Origin of the sequence: Desulfotruncus arcticus DSM 17038 (assembly GCF_900113335.1) — a bacterium.
GTDB lineage: Bacteria > Bacillota > Desulfotomaculia > Desulfotomaculales > Desulfallaceae > Desulfotruncus > Desulfotruncus arcticus.
On record NZ_FOOX01000008.1, the window covers coordinates 57,740 to 78,565 of the forward strand.

A 20,826-nucleotide genomic window follows, 5' to 3' on the forward strand; every position below is an offset into this window, starting at 1 on the left:
TGACAACTCCAGGTAACAGGTAATTATTTTTGATTATAGGGCATGTCGCTGATTAATCTCTGCACAATTTTTTCGTCTGAAATAAACGTGCGAAAGGCCCTGGAGGCAAGACTTTCTTTATCAGGGCGGTTCCAGGCCAGGTAAAACTCGTAGCTTAAATTTACCCCGTGCATTTTAATCTCTCCCAGGTCGCCTTTATTTAGTAATTCACCCGCCGCCCAGCTGGAAACAACCCCGATCCCGAGTCCCAGCCGCACTGCATTTATAACTGCCTGGGCGCTGCCCAATTCCAGGACGCTGGTGAACTGATCCAGCGTTATATTATGCTTCAAAAATTGTTGTTCCAGGGCCTGCCTGCTGCCCGCCCCCACTTCACGCACAACTATGGATTCGCTGGTCAGCGCAGTGATGGGAACCTCCTCCCCGCATAACGGGTGCCACGGAGGTGTTATCACCAGCATCCGGTCGGTCAGCCAGGGCTGGCACTCCACTCCGTCGGCTTTAACCGGATACCCGACAATGCCGATTTCAACATCCCTGTCTTTAATCCACCGGGTAACCTGAGCGCTGCCCCCTATCTGCAGGCTTACTGTCACAGCCGGGTGCTGTTCCCTGAAACCCCCGATAATCACGGGCAGCAGGCATTCTCCCGCCACGGGCACAGCGCCCAGCTGCAAATGACCCGCTTTGACTTCCCTTAAATCATCGATACCGGCCTTAATCTTGTTATATTGCCGGATCATCTGCATGGCCACCGGGAAAAGCAGCCTGCCCGCTTCAGTTAACACCACCTTCTTCTCCGCCCGTTCAAAAAGGGTGATATTTAATTCTTCTTCCAGGGATTTAATTTGAAAGCTTATGGCCGGCTGGCTCATATCCAGCTGGGCTGCAGCTCTGGTGAAATTTTTTAGCTGGGCGATAAGCAGAAAAGCCTCTAATTGTTTTATATTCAATATTGACCACCACTGTTTCGTTTATTTGCTAATATACTGCCTATAATACCATAGAAATAATAAAAAAACAGGCGAATGGAAGGGGATTACATCCATTCGCCGCTACACGGGATCATTTTCCGGCCGGTTTAATGTACTAATGTACCCCGGCCGGTTTATATTAATAGAGGTCAAGAGACCTGCCAAGGCAAATAATATTATGCGGTATACTTAATGGCCTTCTTTTCTTTAATCAACGGTTTTGCACCGGTTTGATGGCTGTGCACAATGTTAAAGTTTTCTACAATAAACAGGTACCCCAGCACACCGATCGCCACCAGCCCGATACTCACCGCCCATTCAATAAATGATGGGAAGTAAAAGCCGCCTGCAGCTTTAGCCATACCGGTGAAAACCACGTTCATCCGGTTGATGATGACACCGGCCACCACTAAAACGCTGAAGGTGGTTAAACCGGCTGATGTTTTGCGCAGGCTGGGAGTAAAGCAGATAATCAACGGTATGATGACGCCTGCCACCATTTCCAGCAGGAACATATTGCCTTCGAGATTACCGCTGAACATCAGGCCGGCTGCGCCGCGATAATATAAATCGACAATCTTGAGCACCAGATAAACCAGCATCAGGTAACCGGAAACTTTGATCAGAGACTGCAGCACTTCCGAGTCTACCTTATGTCCGTGAGCCCGTGAGCCCAATAGCGTTTCCACGGTAACCATAGCAGGGCCGACAAAAAAGGACGACATCAGGAAAAACACAGGCAGCAGCATCGACCACCAGAGGGGATACAGTTTGCCCACCTCGATCACATAAAGGGAACCGAGCGAAGACTGGTGCAGCGTGGGCAGCACAATCCCGATGATAAACAGCACCGGCATGATTTTTTTGAAAAAACCGTGCCAACGTTTTTGCACTTTTTCAGTGCCAATCTCGCCGAACTCCAACAATTGAATCATTGTATAAATGGAAACACACCAAAAAACTTCAAACAGGACGCTGGTATAGCCCCACGATACAAATGGGCGCCAGAAGTTGAACCAGCGGCCGATATCCATAAAAAGACCGGCCATGACCAAAAGATAACCGATTAATGAGGTAAGCATGGCGCTTCTGGCAATGGGGGTAAATTTCTTAACCCGCAATACATGCACCAGCAGACAGGTGCTGTAGCCGCCACCGGCGAGAGCCACACCGGTCAATACGTCAAATCCGATCCAAAGGCCCCACGGCCATTGGTCATTAAGGTTAGTGGCGCTGCCCAAGCCAAATGCCAGCCTGTACAGCATCAGCGCCGCTCCAAGTAGGCCAAGCGCGGCCAGTACATACCTGGTCGGTGTCATTTTAAAAGTCCATTTATTTTCCACGGTATTAACAGCGGACATCCATAAAACCTCCCCAGCAGTTTATCTTTTCCCTTTTTCTTCTCTGGCAATTTCATTTCTCCGCCTGTTGTACACGTAAAGGCCTGTAAGCACGGCACCCCAGCCCAAACCGACAGCGGGAGTCAGCCTTAGAATGCTTTCCGAGTACTGGGGCAGCGGCTTAGTTGTAATATTGGTTCTAAAGCCAAGCTGCTCAAAGGGCACGTCGGATAGATACAGCCATGAGGTACCGCCCGCTTCCTTTTCGCCAAAGATGTGGTTTATGTACCCACCTGCGCTGATTCTTTCCCTGGCCACTTTAATCATTTCTTCATGTTCACCGTAGGTTAATGCTCCAGCCGGGCATACTCCCACGCAGGCCGGTTGTTCACCTTTGGCGACCCGGCCGGCGCACATCTGGCACTTGCGTACCCGGGGAAAAGTTTTATCCCATTCATATTTGGGAATGCTGAAAGGGCAGGCCAGCATACAATAACGACAGCCTACACACAGTTTTTCATCATAGACAACGGGGCCTTCCTTGGTTTTTTTAATGGCCTTGGAAAAACAAGCCGAAGCACAGGCGGGCTCATCACAGTGTAAACACTGCTCTTTAACAAACCGCCATACTTTTTCGCTTTCTTTTTGGGATTCCACTTTTTTTACCGCAGTCCAGTTTTCCGCTGCCAGTACCGCTTCACTCCCGGTCGCCGGGGCATCCTCATCCTTACTGTACTCCAGTTTGTTCCACAGCTTACAGGCCACCACACAACTTCCACAACCCACACAGCGGGTAATATCCACTAAAACAGCTTTAGACACTGTACCTCACCTCCTAAACCCTTCCGGCTGCTTTGGCTGAAGCTGCCAGTTGATTATATGTTTTACTTCGGTCAACGTATTTTGTATGCAGCAATTCCTCGGCCAGTTCACTCATCGGATGTTGGAGGAAATTTTGATACAGCGCCAAAATTTCCGAATTTTCGTGACTTTCACGCCACTCCATTTTAGCGTCTGCCTGGTACAGGCTATTGATCCTTTGCATCCGCACTTGATCGGAAGGGGGCACTGCTGATCTGGGTTGTCCTCCCCCACTGATACAGCCGCCGGGACACGACATAAACTCAACAAAATGCCAGGGCGACTCGCCTTTGCGCACCGCTTCGAGTATCTGCCTGCCGTTGCTCATGCCATGGCAGACAGCGACTTTTACCGAACCGACACCAGGCACATCCACCGCAGCTTCTTTTACTCCGGTCAGACCGCGAACAGGTGTTAATTGAAGTAAATTGGCCGGCGGTTCTTTTTCCGTAATGAAGAAATACGCCGTGCGCACCGCAGCTTCCATTACCCCCCCGGTGGCTCCGAATATCACCGCCCCACCGGTGCTTTTGCCCAGCAGCGGGTCGTATTTTTCCTCAGGCAGACTGGTTAAATCAATATTTTGCTGTTTTATCATCCGGGCCAGTTCTCTGGTGGTCAGCACGGCGTCCATATCTATCAAAGCGGGATTTTCCCAATACCGGCCACTGCTGTTCATCTCCGGGCGGGTAACCTCGAATTTTTTGGCCGTACAGGGCATAATGGCCACGGAGAATATTTTCTCAGGCTTGATATTGGCAGCCTTGGCATAATACGTTTTAGCCAGCGCTCCCAGCATCTGCTGGGGAGACTTGCAGCTGGACATGTGGGGTAAGAGATCGGGGTAGAAATATTCGCAAAATTTAACCCAGCCCGGGCTGCAGGAAGTAAATTGAGGCAGTGGTTTTTTGATGTCCCCCTTAATCCGCTTAATTAATTCTGTGGCTTCTTCCATAATGGTCAGGTCGGCAGTGAAGTTTGTGTCAAAAACAGCGTTAAAACCCAACCGCCTGAGAGCCGCCACCTGCTGACCCATTACCCAGGTGCCGGGGGGCAAACCAAATTCCTCGCCCAGGGCAACTCTGGTAGCCGGGGCTGTCTGTACAACAACAAAGGTATCAGGGTCATCAAGAGCTTTTTTAACCCTTTGGGTATCGTCACGCTCGGTAATAGCCGCGGTCGGGCACCACAGGGCGCACTGGCCGCAATTAATGCACACGGTTTCATCCACCAGAGGGAAGCCGTAATAGCCAAAAACCGTCTGCGTATTTTTACATACCTCCAGGCACTGGCCACAGAGTACACATTTTTCGTCATCCCTGACTATAGAGGGATTATCCGGATCAATGGGCACCCTACCCCGCACCTGGGCCGGCCAGGTGCCCGGCACCTGGTATTGCTGCGGCAGCCAGCCTTCGCCACCGGCTTGTCCGGCAACGGAAACCGCACCGCAGCCTGCCAGGCTTGCTGTTACACCTGCGAGACCAAGTCCTCCCATCATGCGCAGAAAGGAACGCCTCGTCACTTTCTTGTCCATCTTAAGTTGGTCTTCCATTTTTGCTCCTCTCCCCGTAAACAACTATTTAGCTGGAACCATCAAGTCTCTGGCCCTCTTCATCAACCTTTTAATCGGGGCCAGTATGTTTAACGTCCTACCGGATTTTTTCAGTCCCATGGCCCATTCGGTAACGCGAACCACTGTGGCGCTGATTTCATACAACAGGTAAATAGGTGAAGCGAAAAGCAGCACGGTGAATATGTCAGGACTTGCAACTACCGCTGAAGCAATTATCACCGCTGCCAGGATAGCAAATTTTCTGCCTTTGATCATGGTCCGGTAGGAGATGATTCCCAACCTCGCCAGAAAATAGCTGGCCAGAGGCATCTCGAAAATTAAACCGAAAGGAAGTAAAAAATTAAGGGTAAAAGATACATAATTGCCTATGGTGAGCATTGGTATCAGCTGCGCACCGCCGTAGCGCATCAAAAAGGATACGCACATTTTAAACACAACCAAAAAACCAAAAGCTATACCACCAATAAAAAGAATGAATGAAGTAAAAACGAAAAAGGTAAAATACACTCGCTCAACTTTACGTAAGGCAGGTATAATGAAACCCCAAAACTGCCAAAGGGTCACGGGCAGGGAAGCCAAAAATCCAAGAAAAAATGCCAGTTTAATTTTTGTAAAAACAGCTTCCGTAACCCCGATATAAATTATCTTATTGCCTGTTCCAGTAACGGGTTCGAGCAGGATTTTTAGAAATGCGTCGCTGAAAAACCAGCAAACCACTGCCATGACAAAAGTCGAAACAATGGAAATGATCAGTAACCGGCGCAATTCTTCAAGATGCTCTACCACTGTCATTTCTTCATGTCCGGATATTTGGCTCTCCCCCTTCCCCCGTATAAGAAATTTAAGGTTTCTGTCTAACTAGTTGACTTGTTTTGATGTATTGATAGAAGCATTTGAAGCATCGGCAGCAGCGGCAGCGGTTGCAGCAGCAACTCCGTCAATCCCGTCGCTCTTCTTTTGGGCCTGTTCTTCACCCTCTTCTCCTGAAAAAGCGTTTTTCATATCCCGCGCCGCATTACCCAGAGCTTTACCAACTTCGGGTAATTTCCCGGGCCCAAAGATAATAAGAACCACTACCAGGATTAAAATCAGGTGAGTTGGCTGAAAAAGGCCGTTAAACATAATAACTTCCCTCCTTTAATAATTTTTTTAATATAGCTTTGAAGCGGGTCATAAATAAATTTAATTAAAAGCAACGCAACTTGATAAGTCATACTTATTAAATTCAATTAATTTTTTTTATTAATATTATTGCTTTTTTTCACAAAAATCAATATAATTTTAAAAAAAATACATTTAAGAACGCAGAAGCCTGACCGTCAGGGTTTAATGCCAACCGGAAGGGCTGATACTGCTCTAACCCTGCGGCAACAGGCACTCAGTTACTGTGGTCAAGGGGCAATGAGTCATTAGCATTGCCTTGTCACGACCTGTTTTGCTCAGCAGACAGGTCGTTATTTTTTAAGGAGTTGATGAATTTTGGCCAAGGAGCAGCGCATCGGGGTGATCGGCATTGTCATTGAAGACAGGTCCCAGGCCCAGCGGATTAACAGCATTTTAAGCGCCCACGGCGACGTTATAGTAGGGCGCATGGGCGTCCCCTACCGGGAAAGGGGGCTTTCGGTTATCTCACTGATTGTTGATGGGAATACTGACGAAATAGGGGCCTTAACCGGTAAACTGGGTACTGTTAACGGGGTTAAAGTTAAAAGTGCCCTGGTTACCAGGTAATCGGTTAATAAAGAAGACTTGGTTCAGGTGGGGTTTTGACTCCATCTGAACCTTAGTCGCACTTATTTCGAGCTTACAGCCTGTTAATCCCCGACCGATGAAGGCGGGGTCTTACAGGCTGTGCGAAGATAAAAGGGTGATTGCAATGACAGATACCAGAGTGGAAAAAGATTTACTGGGTGAGCTGCCGGTGCCTGCCCGTGCTTATTACGGCATACATACCATGCGGGCTTTGAAAAATTTTAACGTTAGCGGGTGTACTGTCCACCCCCAGCTGGTGCGGGCACTGGCCGAAGTAAAATGGGCCGCCGCCCGGGCCAACCACCGGGCCGGTCTGCTTTCCGCCGCTATTACCGAGGCTATTTGTACCGCCGCCAGGGAAGTGGCCGGGGGGAAACTCGCCGACCAAATCGTCGTAGACGCTTTTCAGGGCGGGGCCGGGACATCTACCAATATGAACATCAACGAAGTCCTGGCCAACCGGGCCATTGAACTGCTGGGCGGCCAAAAAGGCGATTATCAAATGGTCCACCCGCTCAATCACGTTAACCTTTCGCAGTCCACCAATGACACTTATCCCACCGCCCTCCGCGTCGCCGCCATCAGGTTGGTGCTGGACCTGAGCGAAGCGATGGCGGAACTGCAGACAGCCCTGCAGGAAAAAGAGGCGCAGTTTGCCGGAACGCTCAAGCTGGGGCGCACTGAATTACAGGACGCTCTGCCGGTGACACTGGGGCAGGAATTCAGTGCTTACGCCGAAGCCGTCGCCCGGGACAGGTGGCGGCTGTACAAGGTGGAAGAGCGCCTGCGACAGATAAACCTTGGCGGAACGGCTGTTGGCACGGGACTAAACGCCCCCCCCAAATATATTTATCAGGTAGTGGAGGAACTGCGTCAAATAACCGGCATGGGTTTGGCCAGGGCTGAAAACATGATTGATCTGACGCAGAATGCCGATGTTTTTGCCGAGGTGTCGGGACTGGTAAAAGCAGCCGCAGTGAACCTGAACAAAATTGCCGGAGATCTGATGCTGTTATCTTCCGGCCCGGCCGGGGGGCCTGCGGAAATCAATTTACCGCCACGGCAGGCAGGATCTTCTATTATGCCGGGCAAGGTAAATCCCGTTATTCCTGAAATGGTAAAACAGGTGGCCTGGCAGGCCATGGGAGCAGATCAGGTAATTTGCCAGGCCTGCGGGTCCGGCTGGTTGGAGTTGAACTCTTTTTTGCCGCTGGTGGCTCATAACCTTTTACATACCCTGGAGATGCTGGCCAAAACCGCCAGAATCTTTGCCTATGACTGCATTGCCGGCATCAGCGCCAACGAGCGGCGCTGCCTGCGCTGGCTGGATGAAAGTTTAACCATGGTAACAGCGCTGGTGCCTTACATCGGCTACGAGCAAGCCACGGATTTGGCTAAAAAAGCTCATCACAGCAGAAAAACATTAAAAGAATTGGTTATAGCAAAAGGACTTTGTTCCGAGGAAGAATGGCAGGAAATATTTAAGCCGCGCCACCTGACCCGGCCCGGCATTGCCGGGGCGCGCAAGCTGGCGGGCCGGCTGGAGAGAAAAAAATCGGGGGGAGATGAAAACTGATGCATGAAACACCTCGCAGCGGCAGGCTTCATATAGCCCTGTTCGGCAGGCGGAACGCCGGCAAATCAAGTTTAATCAATGCCCTTACCGGGCAGGAACTGGCCATTGTCTCGCCGGTGGCAGGAACCACCACCGACCCGGTATATAAATCAATGGAAATACTGCCCATCGGCCCCGTGGTCTTAATTGACACCGCCGGGCTTGACGATGAAGGCGAACTGGGAGCAAAGCGAATCGCCAAAAGCATGGCGGTGCTCGCCAAAACCGACCTGGCTCTGCTGGTAATAGATCCGCAGCAGGGAATTAATCAAACCGAGCTGGAACTGGTTGAAGCGATCAGACAAAAACAGCTGCCGGTAATAGGCGTTATTAATAAAACCGACCTTGGTGAGGCAGTTTCCGATTTTTCCCGGCAGCTGCCCGGTATCCCTGTTGTCAAGGTAAGCGCCCGAACGGGGCGCGGCCTGACTGAACTGAAGCAGGCGATAGTGCAGCTGGCCCCCAAAGACTGGACAGCGCCAACTATTGCCGGGGACCTGGTGCCCCCGGGGGAACTGGCGCTGCTGGTTGTCCCCATCGACCTGGCCGCGCCGAAAGGACGGCTGATATTGCCCCAGGTGCAGACAATCAGGGATATGCTGGACCACGACTGCCTGACCATGGTGGTAAAGGAACGAGAGTTAAAAGTCGCCTTAAACAAGCTGCAAAAGCCCCCGGCGCTGGTAATCACAGATTCGCAGGTTTTTTTAAAGGTGGATGCAGATACGCCGCCCGGCGTACCCATGACTTCCTTTTCCATCCTGTTCGCCCGCTATAAAGGGGACCTGGCCACTCTGGTCTCCGGCGCACTGGCTGTGGAAGACCTGGAACCGGGTGATAAAGTTTTAATTGCCGAGGCCTGCACCCACCACCGGGTGGCCGATGATATCGGCACAGTCAAGATCCCCCGCTGGCTGCGCCAGTCAGTGGGCGGTGAGCTTGATTTTCACTGGTCCAGCGGCATCGAACTGCCCTCCGACCTGGAGAGCTACAAACTGATTGTGCACTGCGGCGCCTGCATGATCAACCGGCGGGAAATGTTATCCAGAATGATGGCCGCCGGTGCCGCCAGGGTGCCGATTGTTAATTACGGGGTACTGATTGCCTATGTGCTGGGCATTTTGCGCAGGGCCCTGGAACCTTTTCCCGATGTGCTGGCACTGCTGAATGAGCGCAGTTAATAAAAAACGCGCGCTTAATCAGTTCCCTTAGCGCGCGCGTTTTAATACTTTATACCTTAGCCCTTGCCATATATATGGCAAGTATAATTTCCTAAAGTGTTAGAGAACGGAGCTAAGTTATTGATGCATAATTTCGCAAGCGCCCTGGCTAAAGCAAAAGCCGGGACAATACTTGACCGGCAGGCAATCGGTGCGTTGCTGGCAGCCGGTCCGGAAGAATCACAGGAACTATTTAACGCCGCCAACCAAATAAGGCACGACCATGTCGGCGACAAGGTGCACCTGCGGGCAATTATTGAGTTTTCCAATTACTGCCGCAAAAATTGCCTGTACTGCGGGCTGCGCCGGGATAATCATTCAATTCAACGTTACCGCTTAACTGAGCGGGAAATACTGAACGCTGTAAAAACGGCCCGGGAACTGGGTTTTCGCACCGTTGTGCTGCAATCCGGCGAAGACTTATACTATGATGCCCCAACTATAGCCAGGCTGGTGGAAACGATCAAAAAACGGCACGACCTGGCCGTGACACTATCCCTGGGGGAGCGCGGCAGGGACGATTACCGGGACTGGCGGGAGGCGGGCGCCGACCGCTACCTGTTAAAACAAGAAACCGCGGATGAACACCTGTTTAGCATCATCAAGCCGGACGGGAGTTTACAGCAGCGGGTTCAGTGCCTGCGGTGGCTCAAAGACCTGGGTTATCAAACCGGGTCCGGCAATATGGTGGGCCTGCCGGGGCAAAGCCTGGCAACACTGGCGGAAGACATTAGCCTTATGCGCGAGCTCGATGTGGAAATGGCGGGCATCGGCCCCTTCCTGCCCCACCATGCCACACCATTGAAAGCCGCAGCATCCGGGGACCTGGTCTTGACCTTAAAAACACTGGCTGTTACCAGACTATGCCTGCCGCAGGCACACCTGCCCGCCACAACTTCACTGTGCACACTGACACCGGACGGGCGCAAGCTGGCGCTAAATTGCGGAGCCAACGTGATTATGCCCAACCTTACCCCGGCCGGTGTGCGCGATAAATACCTGATCTACCCGCAAAAAGCGGACATAATTGAACAACCCGAAGCAGCGCTAAAATCCATTCAGGCGCTGCTGGCCGAACTGTCAAGGCCGCTGGCTCAAGATTACGGCCATGCTAAAAAAACACCCGGAAGGAGTTTTTAATCATGGAAACCAATCAGGAAAACATGCGTGCCGATTTCATCAACGAGGAACAAATTAATGCCTGGCTGTCCGAAGCCAGGGAAGCCGGGAAAGAAGAAGCCCGGGCGATTATCGAAAAAGCCGGCGGCGCCGAAGGACTGACACCCTATGAATGCGCCGTACTCCTTCATCTTGAGGACGAAGAGCTGCTGGAAGAGATGTACCGTACCGCATATAAAATTAAAGTAAAGATTTACGGTCGCAGACTGGTACTCTTTGCCCCCCTTTACATCAGCGACTATTGCGTTAATAACTGCGTCTACTGCGGGTACCGCACGGATAACAAGTTTACCCGGCGCCGGCTGAGCGCGGAGGAAGTGCGGGAGGAAGTTAAAATTTTGGAATCTTTGGGCCATAAACGGCTGGCGCTGGAAGCCGGTGAAGACCCCCAAAACTGCCCCATTGAATATGTTCTGAATACAATCAAAACAATCTACGAAGTCAAGGAAGCCAACGGCAGCATCAGGAGAGTCAACGTCAACATAGCCGCCACCACAGTGGGTAACTACCGGAAATTGAAAGAAGCCGGCATCGGCACCTATATTTTATTCCAGGAAACCTATCACCGGGGAACTTACGCCGCCGTGCACCCAACCGGCCCCAAAAGGGATTACGACTACCACACAACAGCCATGGACAGGGCCATGCAGGGCGGCATTGACGATGTTGGTATCGGCGTGCTGTTCGGACTGTATGACTATAAATATGAAGTGGTGGCTATGCTGCTGCATGCCTTGCACCTGGAAGAAGCTTTCGGCGTGGGGCCCCATACCATCTCCGTGCCCCGGATCAGGCCCGCTGAAGGCGTGGATTATCACCATTTGCCCAACCTGGTCAATGACAGGGATTTCAAAAAAATAATAGCGGTGCTGCGCCTGGCCGTACCATATACCGGTATGATCTTATCCACCAGGGAAAGACCGGAATTTAGAGACGAGCTGATTAATGTAGGCATATCACAAATCAGCGCGGGATCATGTACCGGGGTGGGCGGCTATAAGCAAGAACATGCTGATGTAGCAGCCTGTGACGCCGGCTGCGATGAGGCACCTCAGTTCCAGGTGGAAGACCACCGCAGTCCGGACGAAGTACTGCGCAGCGTCTGCAATTCAGGCTATATCCCAAGTTTTTGCACCGCCTGCTACCGCAAGGGGCGCACGGGCGACCGCTTTATGCCGCTGGCCAAAAGCGGCCAGATTCAAAATGTCTGCCAGCCCAATGCCATCCTGACTTTTAAAGAGTATCTGGAAGATTACGCCTCGCCGGAGACCAGGGAAGTAGGACACCGGACAATTGCCAACCATCTTAACGAGATCAGCAATCCCCAAACCCGTCAACTAACTGAGGAACGACTCAAACTAATCGAACAGGGGCAGCGGGATTTATATTTTTAAACATGCCGCAACTGATATAATTATCATCCAGGACGTAAAAAGAAGCCTCTCTAAACCAGAGGCTTCTTTTTAGTTGTCGGTAAATAAATCTTTTACATTAAAAATTTTGCCAGATAAAATAATAAATAGTAATATTATAAAAAGTACCCGGCAGTAAAATTAATGGGTTAAAATTAAAAGAGATGTAGTGACTACATCTCTTTGGATTGCAACAAAAAAGCTGGTTTTGAAGGTGTAACAGATGAAAAAAGCAGTTCTAATTTTTAGATACATTGTCATAGTACTGGTTTATTTAATTCTAGTATCTATCTTTTATAATAATTATCAAAATACTGTTCAAATTATTCGATCTGAAGATCAGGTCCAGCATCAGTTAATTGAGGAAAGTATCTATAATAACATTAAATATGCCAATATCAGCATTCAAGTTGTTGAGGAAGAACTTAATGCCCGGATGCAGGAATATTCTTTAGTGATGCTTAAAAAATATCAGCAGGAACCTGATATATTAAACTGGAACTTTGAAGAATTGAAAAACCGGTTTGGCAATTGTGAAATTTATATAATTGATCAAAATTTTAAGGTAGTCGATACAACTTTTGAACAGGACCGTGATTTGGATTTTAAAAATTTTCCTAGTTTCTGCAAATTACTAGCAGCACGTCTCCAAGGAAACACTTTTGAATCCGACCGTATGGACCTATCAACGAACACAGGTGAATTAATGAAATATAGCTATATACCCACACCTGACCATAAATACCTGTTAGAACTAAGTATTAACATAGGTCAACGGTTTCCAGCATTAAATAGTTTAGATACCTTTTCAGCCGTAGATATTTTAAAAAACCAGTACCCCTGTGTTAAAGATATTTCTATTTACAAAAGTGATCAAAATGGAAGTGTTGTCCTAAAGGTATCAAAAAATAAGCCTTTTTATAGTAAAGTTACAGATAAAAATAAGGTCACCCACATAGAAAAAGCCCTAAGGTTAAATCAGGTTCAAATAAGAGCTGAAAATGGTTCTTCTTTAGGGGTTACATATATCTATAAATATATTCCTTACCTTCCATCTCAAAGTGCCGGTAATTTAAGTTGGTGGAATTCGAATGTTATCGAAATAGTTTATGATAACGGATGGCTAATAAAAGACATTAATAATGAAAGAGAGTCATTTTATACAAATATTGCGATAATTACTGCAGTTTATTTTGCTTTTGTCTTTATTATCATTTTTTTACTTCATAGATCTGAATATATAGCCTACCATGATCACCTTACAGATTTACCAAATAGAAAATTATTTAACGAACTAATCAAAAACAATATATCCAGCATTAAAAAAAGTGGGGGTAAATTGGCAGTATTATATCTTGATCTTAATAACTTTAAATCGATTAACGACACGCTGGGACATCATGTAGGAGATAATTTGCTTCATAAAGTAGCTCAAATGTTTAAAGATAATTTACGAAAAAGTGATAACGCAGCAAGAGTAGGTGGTGATGAATTTATTATCCTATTGCCAGGGATCTATTCACAGGATACAGCTATTAACGTAGCTATGAAATTGAACAACATTTTTAAAATCCCCGTTAAAATTGATGAGCATGAGCTTACTGTTAAATTAAGCACCGGTATTAGTATTTATCCAGACCACGGCAGTGACCCGGAGGAACTTATTAAAAAAGCTGATATTGCTATGTATCACGCTAAGAAGCATAATCTTAACTATATGTTATATAGCGCTGATCTTGAATAGCTGCTGGTACTTGCAGCTACCTCAAGCAAAGCAAATACAACAAACGCCAGGCCTTTTTCCTGGCTTGTTGCTTATCTTGGCCATACTCTTTATACAGTTGCCTAACCTTTAGCCAACCTGCTGGTTTGAGAAGGTCCTGCACCCCAATTATGCTAATTTAAATTTCATAGACAGTGCTTCCAACTCTTCAGCTAAAACAGTCAAGTTTTGTGTAGTTGAAGAAACCTCATCCATTACGGCTGTTTGTTCTTCGGTTGTTGCTGCAACATTTTGTACGGAGGCTGACATTTGTTCGGTGGCAGCAGCTACTTGCTGGATTTCTTCCGCCAAATTTTGAACAGAATCAATAATTTGCTCAAACAAAGCTTTGACATTCTGTATTTTCGATGCCCCGGCTTCCACCCGGGCAGCATTTTCCTTAGTTCCCCGAACTGCTTTTTGTGACTCCTGCTGGACATTTACAATCAAGGCCTGTATTTCCTTAGCCGCATCGGCCGACTGCTCAGCTAACTGTCTAACCTCTTCGGCCACTACAGCAAAACCTCTGCCTTGCTCGCCTGCCCGGGCTGCTTCAATGGCGGCGTTTAATGCCAGCAGGTTGGTTTGATCTGCAATTTGAGTGATTAGTTCAACTATTTGAGTGATTTTACCAGTGGCAGAACTAAGGCCGCTAACTACATCACCGGCTGTAACAGCAGCCTCTTGGATCATTTCCATTTGTACGGCAACCTCTTGCAGACCTTCCCTGCCCGCTTTGGCCAAGCTTGCGCTTTCATTGGAAGCTTCCGATATATGCTGGGTGTTGCCGGTAATCTGTTCCACAGTTGCAGCCACTTCAGTCATTGCTGAAGCCGTCTCGGTTGCCCCCGCTAAGACGTTTTCAGCACTGGCTGAAAGTTCAGTGGCAGATGAAGCAACGTTTTGTGATTTTTCCTGAAGCTGTTTAACAATTTCTATCAGATTTTCCCGCATGCGATTAAAAGAATCCGCCAATCGCCCGGCTTCATCCCTGGACCTGACATTTATCATTTCTCCGGCCAGGTCCCCGGCAGCTATTTTTACCGCCTGATCATCTACCAACCGGATAGGATTGGCAATGATCCGGGCAATAACTATTGCTATTACCAAGCCAAGGATAATAGTAACAGCTATAATTATTATGGATACGCTAACCGCATTCGCTCCGGCAGCCATGGTTTGTTTTTTACTGTCAGCCAACAGCTGGTTTTGGAGTACTGCCAGCTCTTCGGCGCTAGTGGTCAGATTGTTAATAACATTGGTATTGGCTTTTTTGCATACCATTACACTTTCTTCCGCTGCAATTCTGTCTTTTTCATTTTGGACCATTTCACGGTTTTGCACCAAGGTTGTCATCTGTTTACCATAACCCTTAAAAACAGAAACCTGCTTCTTTAGCTCATCGTAAAGCTGCTTTTCCTTTTCTGAATCTATCGTGGGAGCAATTTGATTTAAACTGGCATCACCTTCACCCAAAGCCTGCTGAAATTGGTCGATATCAACTGAGTCACCCGTTATTATATAGTCATTAAGATAGGTTGCAGCTTTACTGTATTGTGCCAAAGCTCCCTGTATCGAGATGAAAGCGGCGGACTCGTTATTAATCATCGCGGTATAGCTATCGTCGATATTTTTCATATTTAATACTAGATATGCACAAACACCCAACAGCAATAGAATAACTATGCTAATACCGGCCAGGATTTTCCCCTTGATTTTCAACCCCATTGCCAACACTCTCCCCAATATTTTGTATATCCAACATAAAGCAGCTATTCGACAATAATCTTATAACACCTGCAAATTATGTAAAAATATCATATAATAGCCGTTTGAACCAGTCAGGCTGATTTAGTTTCCTAAACTGCAAAATAAGCAACAAGCCAGGCCTTTCGCCGGGCTTGTTGCTTATCTCTGACATACTTATTACACAGTTGCATAACCTTTAGCCAACTTGCCGGCTTTAGAAGGTCCTGCCTCCGGATCCTGCGCAATTTGGAACCGGTTCAATTCATAATAACCGTAAAATAATTCCCGCGAGTTTAATATACCATAAATTTTCCCGTCTTCCAGCACGGGAAGATAATTAAAACCGCACCGTGAAAACAGCCGCGCCGCCTTAAAGATTGAGCTATAGTAATCTATAGATATAGCTCCAATCGGCCTCATAATTTCCCTAACCGTCAAATAGCCGCCGCTTGACGCACGCTCAAGGAAATACCAGCTGTCAAATTCAGCTTTATAATAAGTGTTACTTACCAGCATTTTAACTTTTATCGCTTTTAAGATATTTCTGACGGTTAAAAGTCCAGTGGGTTCATTCATATCGTCAACTACCACTACCAGACGATGCCCTCGCCAGGCACCACCTTTTTCCGACCTGTGCAGGGATTCCTTAATTACACCCAACGCTCCGGTTAAAGTATCATTTTCTTTAACAGCTGTGTGTTTGGCAATTGGAGTCGCATAATAACCTACAAACTCCTCGTTCATACAAATCCCCCCACGGTATTAAATCATTTCATCCACAAACCATAAGAGGTCGATGGCCCTGATAACGCCCACAATTTTATCGCAGTCCACAACAACAACTGAATTAACCTGGTTATTAATAATCACATCCACTACCTGATTAAGATCATCAGCAATATTGATGATCCTGTTATCCAAAGACCGCATAAAATTCCGGACTTGTAATGAAACATTTTTACTCTTGATTAAAAACAGACCGGTTAAACTATTGATACTATCTTGGTCATTTAACCCCAGAGCTTTTAATAATGAACGTAAAGTAAACAGCCCCACTATTTCATTATAGTCATTTTTTACAAGCAGGGATTCATAGCCCCGCCAGGTGCCGTCTTTATTCCGAAAACTACTGACAAGAATATCTGCAGCTCTGTTAATGGATTCATTTTCGTGAACCACCGGATAGTCGCCGGCAGGCACCATTACCCCGGTAGGCGTCATGTTCATTACAGCACCGCCTCGCCATTATTTTAGCCAACAACATTCAACAATATTATTCGCAAAAATGGTGCCAATATATTGGGAAGAGGAGGTAGGTCCTCTTTTCTAATCAAGAAGACTTGGTTCAGGTGGGGTTTTGCCCCCACCTGAACCTTAGTCGCACTTATTTCGAGTTAACCGCATTTAACGGTGCGTGGCAATATTTATCAGGGAGGTTTTTGCCCTTAATATGGGCAGAAACCTCCCACAAAGCCCGCCGAAATGTTATAATAATAACAAACCCCCAAATAGTGAGGATAATATGATAGCTATAAATATTAAAAGAGGCTTTATCAACCAACTGCTTATTTTAATAGCTGTTTTGCTGCTGATCCCTATAATTCTGGCCATATACCTCTTTCATATGGTTAACGCCACCGAGTTGGGGATGATTCAAAGTCATCAAAAGGTGCTGGAAGAAGCTATGGATTATCTGGATGATTCTTTTGGCAATACGTCCTTTGAAGATACTGTGAAGCGTTTAAACATAGAAAATTTACAAAGGCGTGACCAGGAAAAGGCATTAAACCAGGCTTTAAAGCCCATCGTAGACGGAGCGAGGAAAAAATACCCCGAACTGGATATCGGGTTTTATTCAAAATCATTTGATGTTATCCTTGACGGCAATAACGACCATCTTCACGAAAACTTCTCCACCCGCCGCAAAAGGAATTTTGACGATGCCATGGAAAGCGAAAAACCTGTATTTGAGGTTTTGGGACAGCCCGGCAGCGGACAGCTGGAAACCTACCGGCCGCTGATGCGGGATGGAAAGATTATAGGCGCGGTATGGGCCAATGAAAACATCAACCAAATCTATAAAAGAATTGATGTCATTCAAAAGGATGTTTACGGCATTATCTTAGTTGGTGTTTTTCTGGGTTTTGGAGGAGCATTTAGCGTAATCAACAAATTTGTCCGCAGCGTAGACGACATCAAAGAAGGTCTGGAAACGCTCGGGAATGACCCCACCTACGTCCTTCCCAAAGCATCCGGCGAGTTGGGGCAAATCACCGATGCTGTCAATGCGATGTTTAAAAAGCTGATTGATGTGCAGCAATATAACGACCTGATCCTGACCAGTATTGACGATGGTACGGTTTCCATCGATATTAACGAAAACATCATTAATTTTAACCCGGCGGCAGCCAGAATACTAAGCCTTGACAATTCCTGCCTGGGACGGAAAGTTGACGAAGTTTTTAACGGCTCCACTCCTTTTGCCGGCCTGTTGAAAAGCACCCTCGACAGGAAACCGGTTAAGGATCTGGATGTCATTTACGATAACACTTCCGAAAGATCCAGACACCTGCTTATAAGCACTTCCCTGATGATTAACGTCAGACAGGAACTGGTGGGAGCACTGCTCCACTGCAGGGATATTACGGAAATAGTACGCCTGCAGGAAAGCGTCAGCCGCCAGGAAAGGCTCGCTTCACTGGGTAAACTGGTAGCTGGAGTAGCCCACGAAATAAGAAGCCCGCTCACTTCCGTAACCGGTTATATGCAGTTCTGGAATAAAGGCCACGCTCCTTCGGCAAAGTCCCTAAACATTGTCAACCGTGAATTGCGCAGGCTGGCCACCATGACAGACCAGTTGCTGGAATTTGCCCGCCCGTCCAAAGCTGTTTTTACCGAATGCGACCTTAACGGGTTAATCAATAGAAGTGTACAATTTTTCGCGGACGCCCACGGCGGGGATGTTCAGATATACTGCCAAATGCAGGACGACCTGCCCCCGGCGTACATTGACCCGCACCAGATTGAACAAGTACTTTCCAATATTATGTATAACGCCTACCAGGCCATGGAAAGCGGCCGGGGGATACTGGAGATAACTACCTGGCACGAGAAAGAAACAGGGATGCTCGGCACAGCCATAAAGGATAACGGCTGCGGCATGTCTAAAGAGGTGCTGGAACAGATATTTGAACCATTTTTTACCACGAAAGCCAAAGGAACGGGCCTGGGCATGGCCATAGCGCATGAAATTATAAAAGCACATAAGGGCTCAGTATTGGTCGAAAGCGAGCCCAATCGCGGCACTACCATCAAGTTCCTTTTACCGGAATACAGGAGAGGTGACAGTTGTGTGGAAGGTTTTAATTGTTGATGATGAAGAAGGAGTATGCGAACTGCTGCGAGATGTATTGGAGGATGCAGGCTTTGAAGCCTGGATTGCTTATAATGCCAGAGACGCTATTAACATATTGGAAAACAAAACCCCCGATACCATCCTGCTTGATATCAGGCTGCCGGATGCAGACGGCATTCAATTGATTAATGATTTTAAAGAAATGGGAGTAAATGTTCCCGTTATCTTGATGACGGCTTTCGGCACCACGGAAATTGCCATTCAGGCGATGAAACAGGGCGCGCATGATTATCTCAACAAGCCTTTGAACCTGGATGAATTGCTGCTGACAGTTCAAAAAGCGGTTAAAATGCAGCAGCTGGTATCAGAGGTAGCCACTCTCCGGGAAGAGCTCGACCAGGAAACCGATGCTGTTGATAACCTAATCGGCCAGTCAAGACATATGCAGGATGTTTTTAAACTTATAGGTAAAGTTGCGGACAGCGACATTACCGTTTTAATCCAGGGCGAAAGCGGCACCGGCAAAGAGGTTGTCGCCAGAGCCATTCACAATAACAGCAGGCGCAGCAACCGCCCTTTTATTAAAATTAACTGCGGCAGCATACCAGAGCATCTAATGGAAAGTGAGTTGTTCGGCCACGAAAAAGGCGCGTTTACCGGAGCAATTTACCAAAAGCCGGGCAAATTTGAGCTGGCCCACAGCGGCACCGTTTTTCTGGATGAAATCGGCGAGCTTCCCCTCCACACCCAGGTCAAGCTTTTGCGCGTACTGCAGGAAAAAGAATTCGAGCGGGTGGGCGGCACCAAGTGTATTAAAGTGGATGTAAGGATACTGGCCGCGACCAACAGAAATTTAAAAACAATGGTGGAAGAAGGAAATTTTCGGGAGGATCTTTACTACCGGATAAATGTTGTAAATATCAAGATCCCGCCACTGCGGGAACGCAAGGACGATATTTCCCTGCTGGTCAATCACTTTCTAAATAAGTACACTAAAAAATACAACAAGGAAATCTCCGGCATTTATCAAAATGCTATGACATCTTTGGTTAATTATAACTGGCCCGGCAACGTGCGCGAGCTGAAAAACATCTGCGAGCAGGCCGTGGTAATGAGCCGGAGTGCAGCGATTATGTTTGAAGATCTGCCGCTGCCTTTAAACGGTGATTTAATGCTTGGCAATAATCATTCAAACTCTTTGCCGCTGGTCATCAATAAAAACAAAACCTTAAAAGAAGTAGTCGCCGAAGTGGAGAAACAAATGATTCTGGCGGCTTTAAACGCCAACAACTGGAACCGCCAGGAGACAGCCAAAGCCCTTGGTTTAAACCGGAGATCACTATATTCCAAAATGAAAGAGTTCGATCTTGTGGATGGGTAATAATTACCCAGTACAATGAGCATATTTTACTCATCCTTCAAGTAATCAGGGTGTTAAATTAACCCTGATTACTTTTTTTCTCTGACAAACGCTGTAGATTGGGGCATGTGCCTGTACCCCCACCTCTGGCACACCCTTTGCTTTATTGAGTAACAAAGATAATTACAAAATTCACTTTCACAAACGGAGGTGGTACTTTACAAACTTATTGTTTAATAAGTAACGGTATTAAAAAAGGAGGTTTTTATAATGACCGAACAATCCAGAGCAAAATTAAATAAATTCAGTGTCTGGTTAAGTGTAGCTGCATTAATCTTTTCCATTGCCTTATTCTGGGCGGGTATGAGTTTTTTAAAAGCCGAGGTTTTTCCGCATTACTTTAACCCCCAAAAGCACCAAATTGTCAAACAGAATCCGGACACAAAAGAAGTATATGCCTGGCAGGATGCCAGCGGTGCTGTTTACACGCCTGAAGACACCCAGGTTAAAAACTTTACCTGGGGTATTACCGCACTGCTGCTGTTCGTTATGTTAAGCGGTATGGCTCTTTACAACAAAGCCACCAAGTATTACACCGGTGTTTTACTGGCCAGAGAACCAGCGAGGTCCAATCAAAACTATGTACCCCGGTTACAATAAGAAAGGGGGAT

At 47.3% G+C, this 20,826-nt stretch carries 18 protein-coding genes; 9 read left to right on the forward strand and 9 right to left on the reverse strand.

All coding sequences use genetic code 11. The features are described from left to right. Nucleotides 1–23 precede the first annotated feature (23 nt). From BM056_RS11795 to tatA, 6 genes are all read right to left on the reverse strand, one after another. Nucleotides 24–953 carry a selenium metabolism-associated LysR family transcriptional regulator gene (locus tag BM056_RS11795; protein WP_092471619.1) on the reverse strand — a complete coding sequence of 310 codons (930 nt, stop codon included), beginning with the start codon at nt 951–953 and terminating at the stop codon, nt 24–26. A gap of 197 nt (nt 954–1,150) precedes the next feature. Beyond that, nucleotides 1,151–2,335 carry an NrfD/PsrC family molybdoenzyme membrane anchor subunit gene (gene nrfD, locus BM056_RS11800; RefSeq protein WP_092471620.1) on the reverse strand — a complete coding sequence of 395 codons (1,185 nt, stop codon included), beginning with the start codon at nt 2,333–2,335 and terminating at the stop codon, nt 1,151–1,153. 21 nt (nt 2,336–2,356) lie between these two features. After that, nucleotides 2,357–3,136 carry a 4Fe-4S dicluster domain-containing protein gene (locus BM056_RS11805; protein ID WP_092471621.1) on the reverse strand — a complete coding sequence of 260 codons (780 nt, stop codon included), beginning with the start codon at nt 3,134–3,136 and terminating at the stop codon, nt 2,357–2,359. A gap of 13 nt (nt 3,137–3,149) precedes the next feature. Next, nucleotides 3,150–4,730, reverse strand: a complete 1,581-nt coding sequence (locus BM056_RS11810; protein ID WP_092471622.1) for a [FeFe] hydrogenase, group A — start codon at nt 4,728–4,730, stop codon at nt 3,150–3,152. 24 nt (nt 4,731–4,754) lie between these two features. Next, nucleotides 4,755–5,543: a twin-arginine translocase subunit TatC gene (gene tatC / locus BM056_RS11815; protein ID WP_092471623.1), complete on the reverse strand. Its 789-nt coding sequence runs from the start codon at nt 5,541–5,543 to the stop codon at nt 4,755–4,757. A 66-nt stretch (nt 5,544–5,609) separates the two neighbouring features. Next, on the reverse strand, nt 5,610–5,873 hold the full coding sequence (gene tatA, locus BM056_RS11820) for a twin-arginine translocase TatA/TatE family subunit (protein WP_092471624.1): 264 nt from the start codon (nt 5,871–5,873) through the stop codon (nt 5,610–5,612). A 357-nt stretch (nt 5,874–6,230) separates the two neighbouring features. Between tatA and BM056_RS11825 the strand changes: the two genes are divergently transcribed. The 6 genes from BM056_RS11825 (at nt 6,231) to BM056_RS11850 (ending at nt 13,673) form a co-directional block, all read left to right on the forward strand. Continuing rightward, the gene (locus BM056_RS11825; RefSeq protein WP_092471625.1) at nt 6,231–6,482 is read left to right on the forward strand and encodes a TM1266 family iron-only hydrogenase system putative regulator; all 252 of its coding nucleotides are present in this window, start codon (nt 6,231–6,233) and stop codon (nt 6,480–6,482) included. Between the two features lie 145 nt (nt 6,483–6,627). Further along, nucleotides 6,628–8,079: an aspartate ammonia-lyase gene (locus BM056_RS11830; RefSeq protein ID WP_092471626.1), complete on the forward strand. Its 1,452-nt coding sequence runs from the start codon at nt 6,628–6,630 to the stop codon at nt 8,077–8,079. Continuing rightward, nucleotides 8,079–9,299 (forward strand): [FeFe] hydrogenase H-cluster maturation GTPase HydF, encoded by a 1,221-nt coding sequence (gene hydF / locus BM056_RS11835; protein WP_092471627.1) that lies wholly within the window; start codon nt 8,079–8,081, stop codon nt 9,297–9,299. The genes BM056_RS11830 and hydF overlap by 1 nt, the downstream gene beginning before the upstream one ends. Before the next feature lie 96 nt (nt 9,300–9,395). Further along, nucleotides 9,396–10,478 (forward strand): [FeFe] hydrogenase H-cluster radical SAM maturase HydE, encoded by a 1,083-nt coding sequence (hydE, locus tag BM056_RS11840; protein WP_337833503.1) that lies wholly within the window; start codon nt 9,396–9,398, stop codon nt 10,476–10,478. Nucleotides 10,479–10,480: 2 nt separating this feature from the next. Next, nucleotides 10,481–11,911: a [FeFe] hydrogenase H-cluster radical SAM maturase HydG gene (hydG, locus tag BM056_RS11845; RefSeq protein ID WP_092471628.1), complete on the forward strand. Its 1,431-nt coding sequence runs from the start codon at nt 10,481–10,483 to the stop codon at nt 11,909–11,911. A 241-nt stretch (nt 11,912–12,152) separates the two neighbouring features. Beyond that, nucleotides 12,153–13,673: a GGDEF domain-containing protein gene (locus BM056_RS11850; RefSeq protein ID WP_092471629.1), complete on the forward strand. Its 1,521-nt coding sequence runs from the start codon at nt 12,153–12,155 to the stop codon at nt 13,671–13,673. Nucleotides 13,674–13,820: 147 nt separating this feature from the next. On the opposite strand, the gene BM056_RS11855 is transcribed toward BM056_RS11850, so the two are convergent. The 3 genes from BM056_RS11855 to BM056_RS11865 form a co-directional block, all read right to left on the reverse strand. Further along, the gene (locus BM056_RS11855; RefSeq protein ID WP_092471630.1) at nt 13,821–15,419 is read right to left on the reverse strand and encodes a methyl-accepting chemotaxis protein; all 1,599 of its coding nucleotides are present in this window, start codon (nt 15,417–15,419) and stop codon (nt 13,821–13,823) included. Between the two features lie 198 nt (nt 15,420–15,617). Next, complete coding sequence (locus BM056_RS11860) at nt 15,618–16,184, reverse strand: CBS domain-containing protein (RefSeq protein ID WP_092471631.1); 567 nt, start codon at nt 16,182–16,184, stop codon at nt 15,618–15,620. Between the two features lie 18 nt (nt 16,185–16,202). Beyond that, nucleotides 16,203–16,667 carry a CBS domain-containing protein gene (locus BM056_RS11865; protein ID WP_092471632.1) on the reverse strand — a complete coding sequence of 155 codons (465 nt, stop codon included), beginning with the start codon at nt 16,665–16,667 and terminating at the stop codon, nt 16,203–16,205. Between the two features lie 295 nt (nt 16,668–16,962). Between BM056_RS11865 and atoS the strand changes: the two genes are divergently transcribed. The 3 genes from atoS (at nt 16,963) to BM056_RS11880 (ending at nt 20,815) form a co-directional block, all read left to right on the forward strand. Further along, entirely contained in the window at nt 16,963–18,813 is a 1,851-nt protein-coding gene (gene atoS / locus BM056_RS11870) for a two-component system sensor histidine kinase AtoS (protein WP_092471762.1), read from the forward strand. After that, nucleotides 18,791–20,176 (forward strand): sigma-54-dependent transcriptional regulator, encoded by a 1,386-nt coding sequence (locus tag BM056_RS11875; protein ID WP_092471633.1) that lies wholly within the window; start codon nt 18,791–18,793, stop codon nt 20,174–20,176. The genes atoS and BM056_RS11875 overlap by 23 nt, the downstream gene beginning before the upstream one ends. 249 nt (nt 20,177–20,425) lie before the next feature. Beyond that, nucleotides 20,426–20,815, forward strand: coding sequence for a hypothetical protein (locus BM056_RS11880; protein ID WP_092471634.1), 390 nt, complete (start codon nt 20,426–20,428; stop codon nt 20,813–20,815). The last annotated feature ends 11 nt before the right edge of the window (nt 20,816–20,826 follow it).

Bases quoted from the DNA above. Each gene is read 5' to 3' on its own strand.
- tatA (WP_092471624.1), bottom strand. From the start codon at position 5,873: ATGTTTAACGGCCTTTTTCAGCCAACTCACCTGATTTTAATCCTGGTA.
- atoS (WP_092471762.1), top strand. From the start codon at position 16,963: ATGATAGCTATAAATATTAAAAGAGGCTTTATCAACCAACTGCTTATT.
- BM056_RS11830 (WP_092471626.1), top strand. From the start codon at position 6,628: ATGACAGATACCAGAGTGGAAAAAGATTTACTGGGTGAGCTGCCGGTG.
- BM056_RS11860 (WP_092471631.1), bottom strand. From the start codon at position 16,184: ATGAACGAGGAGTTTGTAGGTTATTATGCGACTCCAATTGCCAAACAC.
- BM056_RS11855 (WP_092471630.1), bottom strand. From the start codon at position 15,419: ATGGGGTTGAAAATCAAGGGGAAAATCCTGGCCGGTATTAGCATAGTT.
- BM056_RS11865 (WP_092471632.1), bottom strand. From the start codon at position 16,667: ATGAACATGACGCCTACCGGGGTAATGGTGCCTGCCGGCGACTATCCG.
- BM056_RS11880 (WP_092471634.1), top strand. From the start codon at position 20,426: ATGACCGAACAATCCAGAGCAAAATTAAATAAATTCAGTGTCTGGTTA.
- BM056_RS11810 (WP_092471622.1), bottom strand. From the start codon at position 4,730: ATGGAAGACCAACTTAAGATGGACAAGAAAGTGACGAGGCGTTCCTTT.
- hydG (WP_092471628.1), top strand. From the start codon at position 10,481: ATGGAAACCAATCAGGAAAACATGCGTGCCGATTTCATCAACGAGGAA.
- tatC (WP_092471623.1), bottom strand. From the start codon at position 5,543: ATGACAGTGGTAGAGCATCTTGAAGAATTGCGCCGGTTACTGATCATT.
- hydF (WP_092471627.1), top strand. From the start codon at position 8,079: ATGCATGAAACACCTCGCAGCGGCAGGCTTCATATAGCCCTGTTCGGC.
- BM056_RS11850 (WP_092471629.1), top strand. From the start codon at position 12,153: ATGAAAAAAGCAGTTCTAATTTTTAGATACATTGTCATAGTACTGGTT.
- nrfD (WP_092471620.1), bottom strand. From the start codon at position 2,335: ATGTCCGCTGTTAATACCGTGGAAAATAAATGGACTTTTAAAATGACA.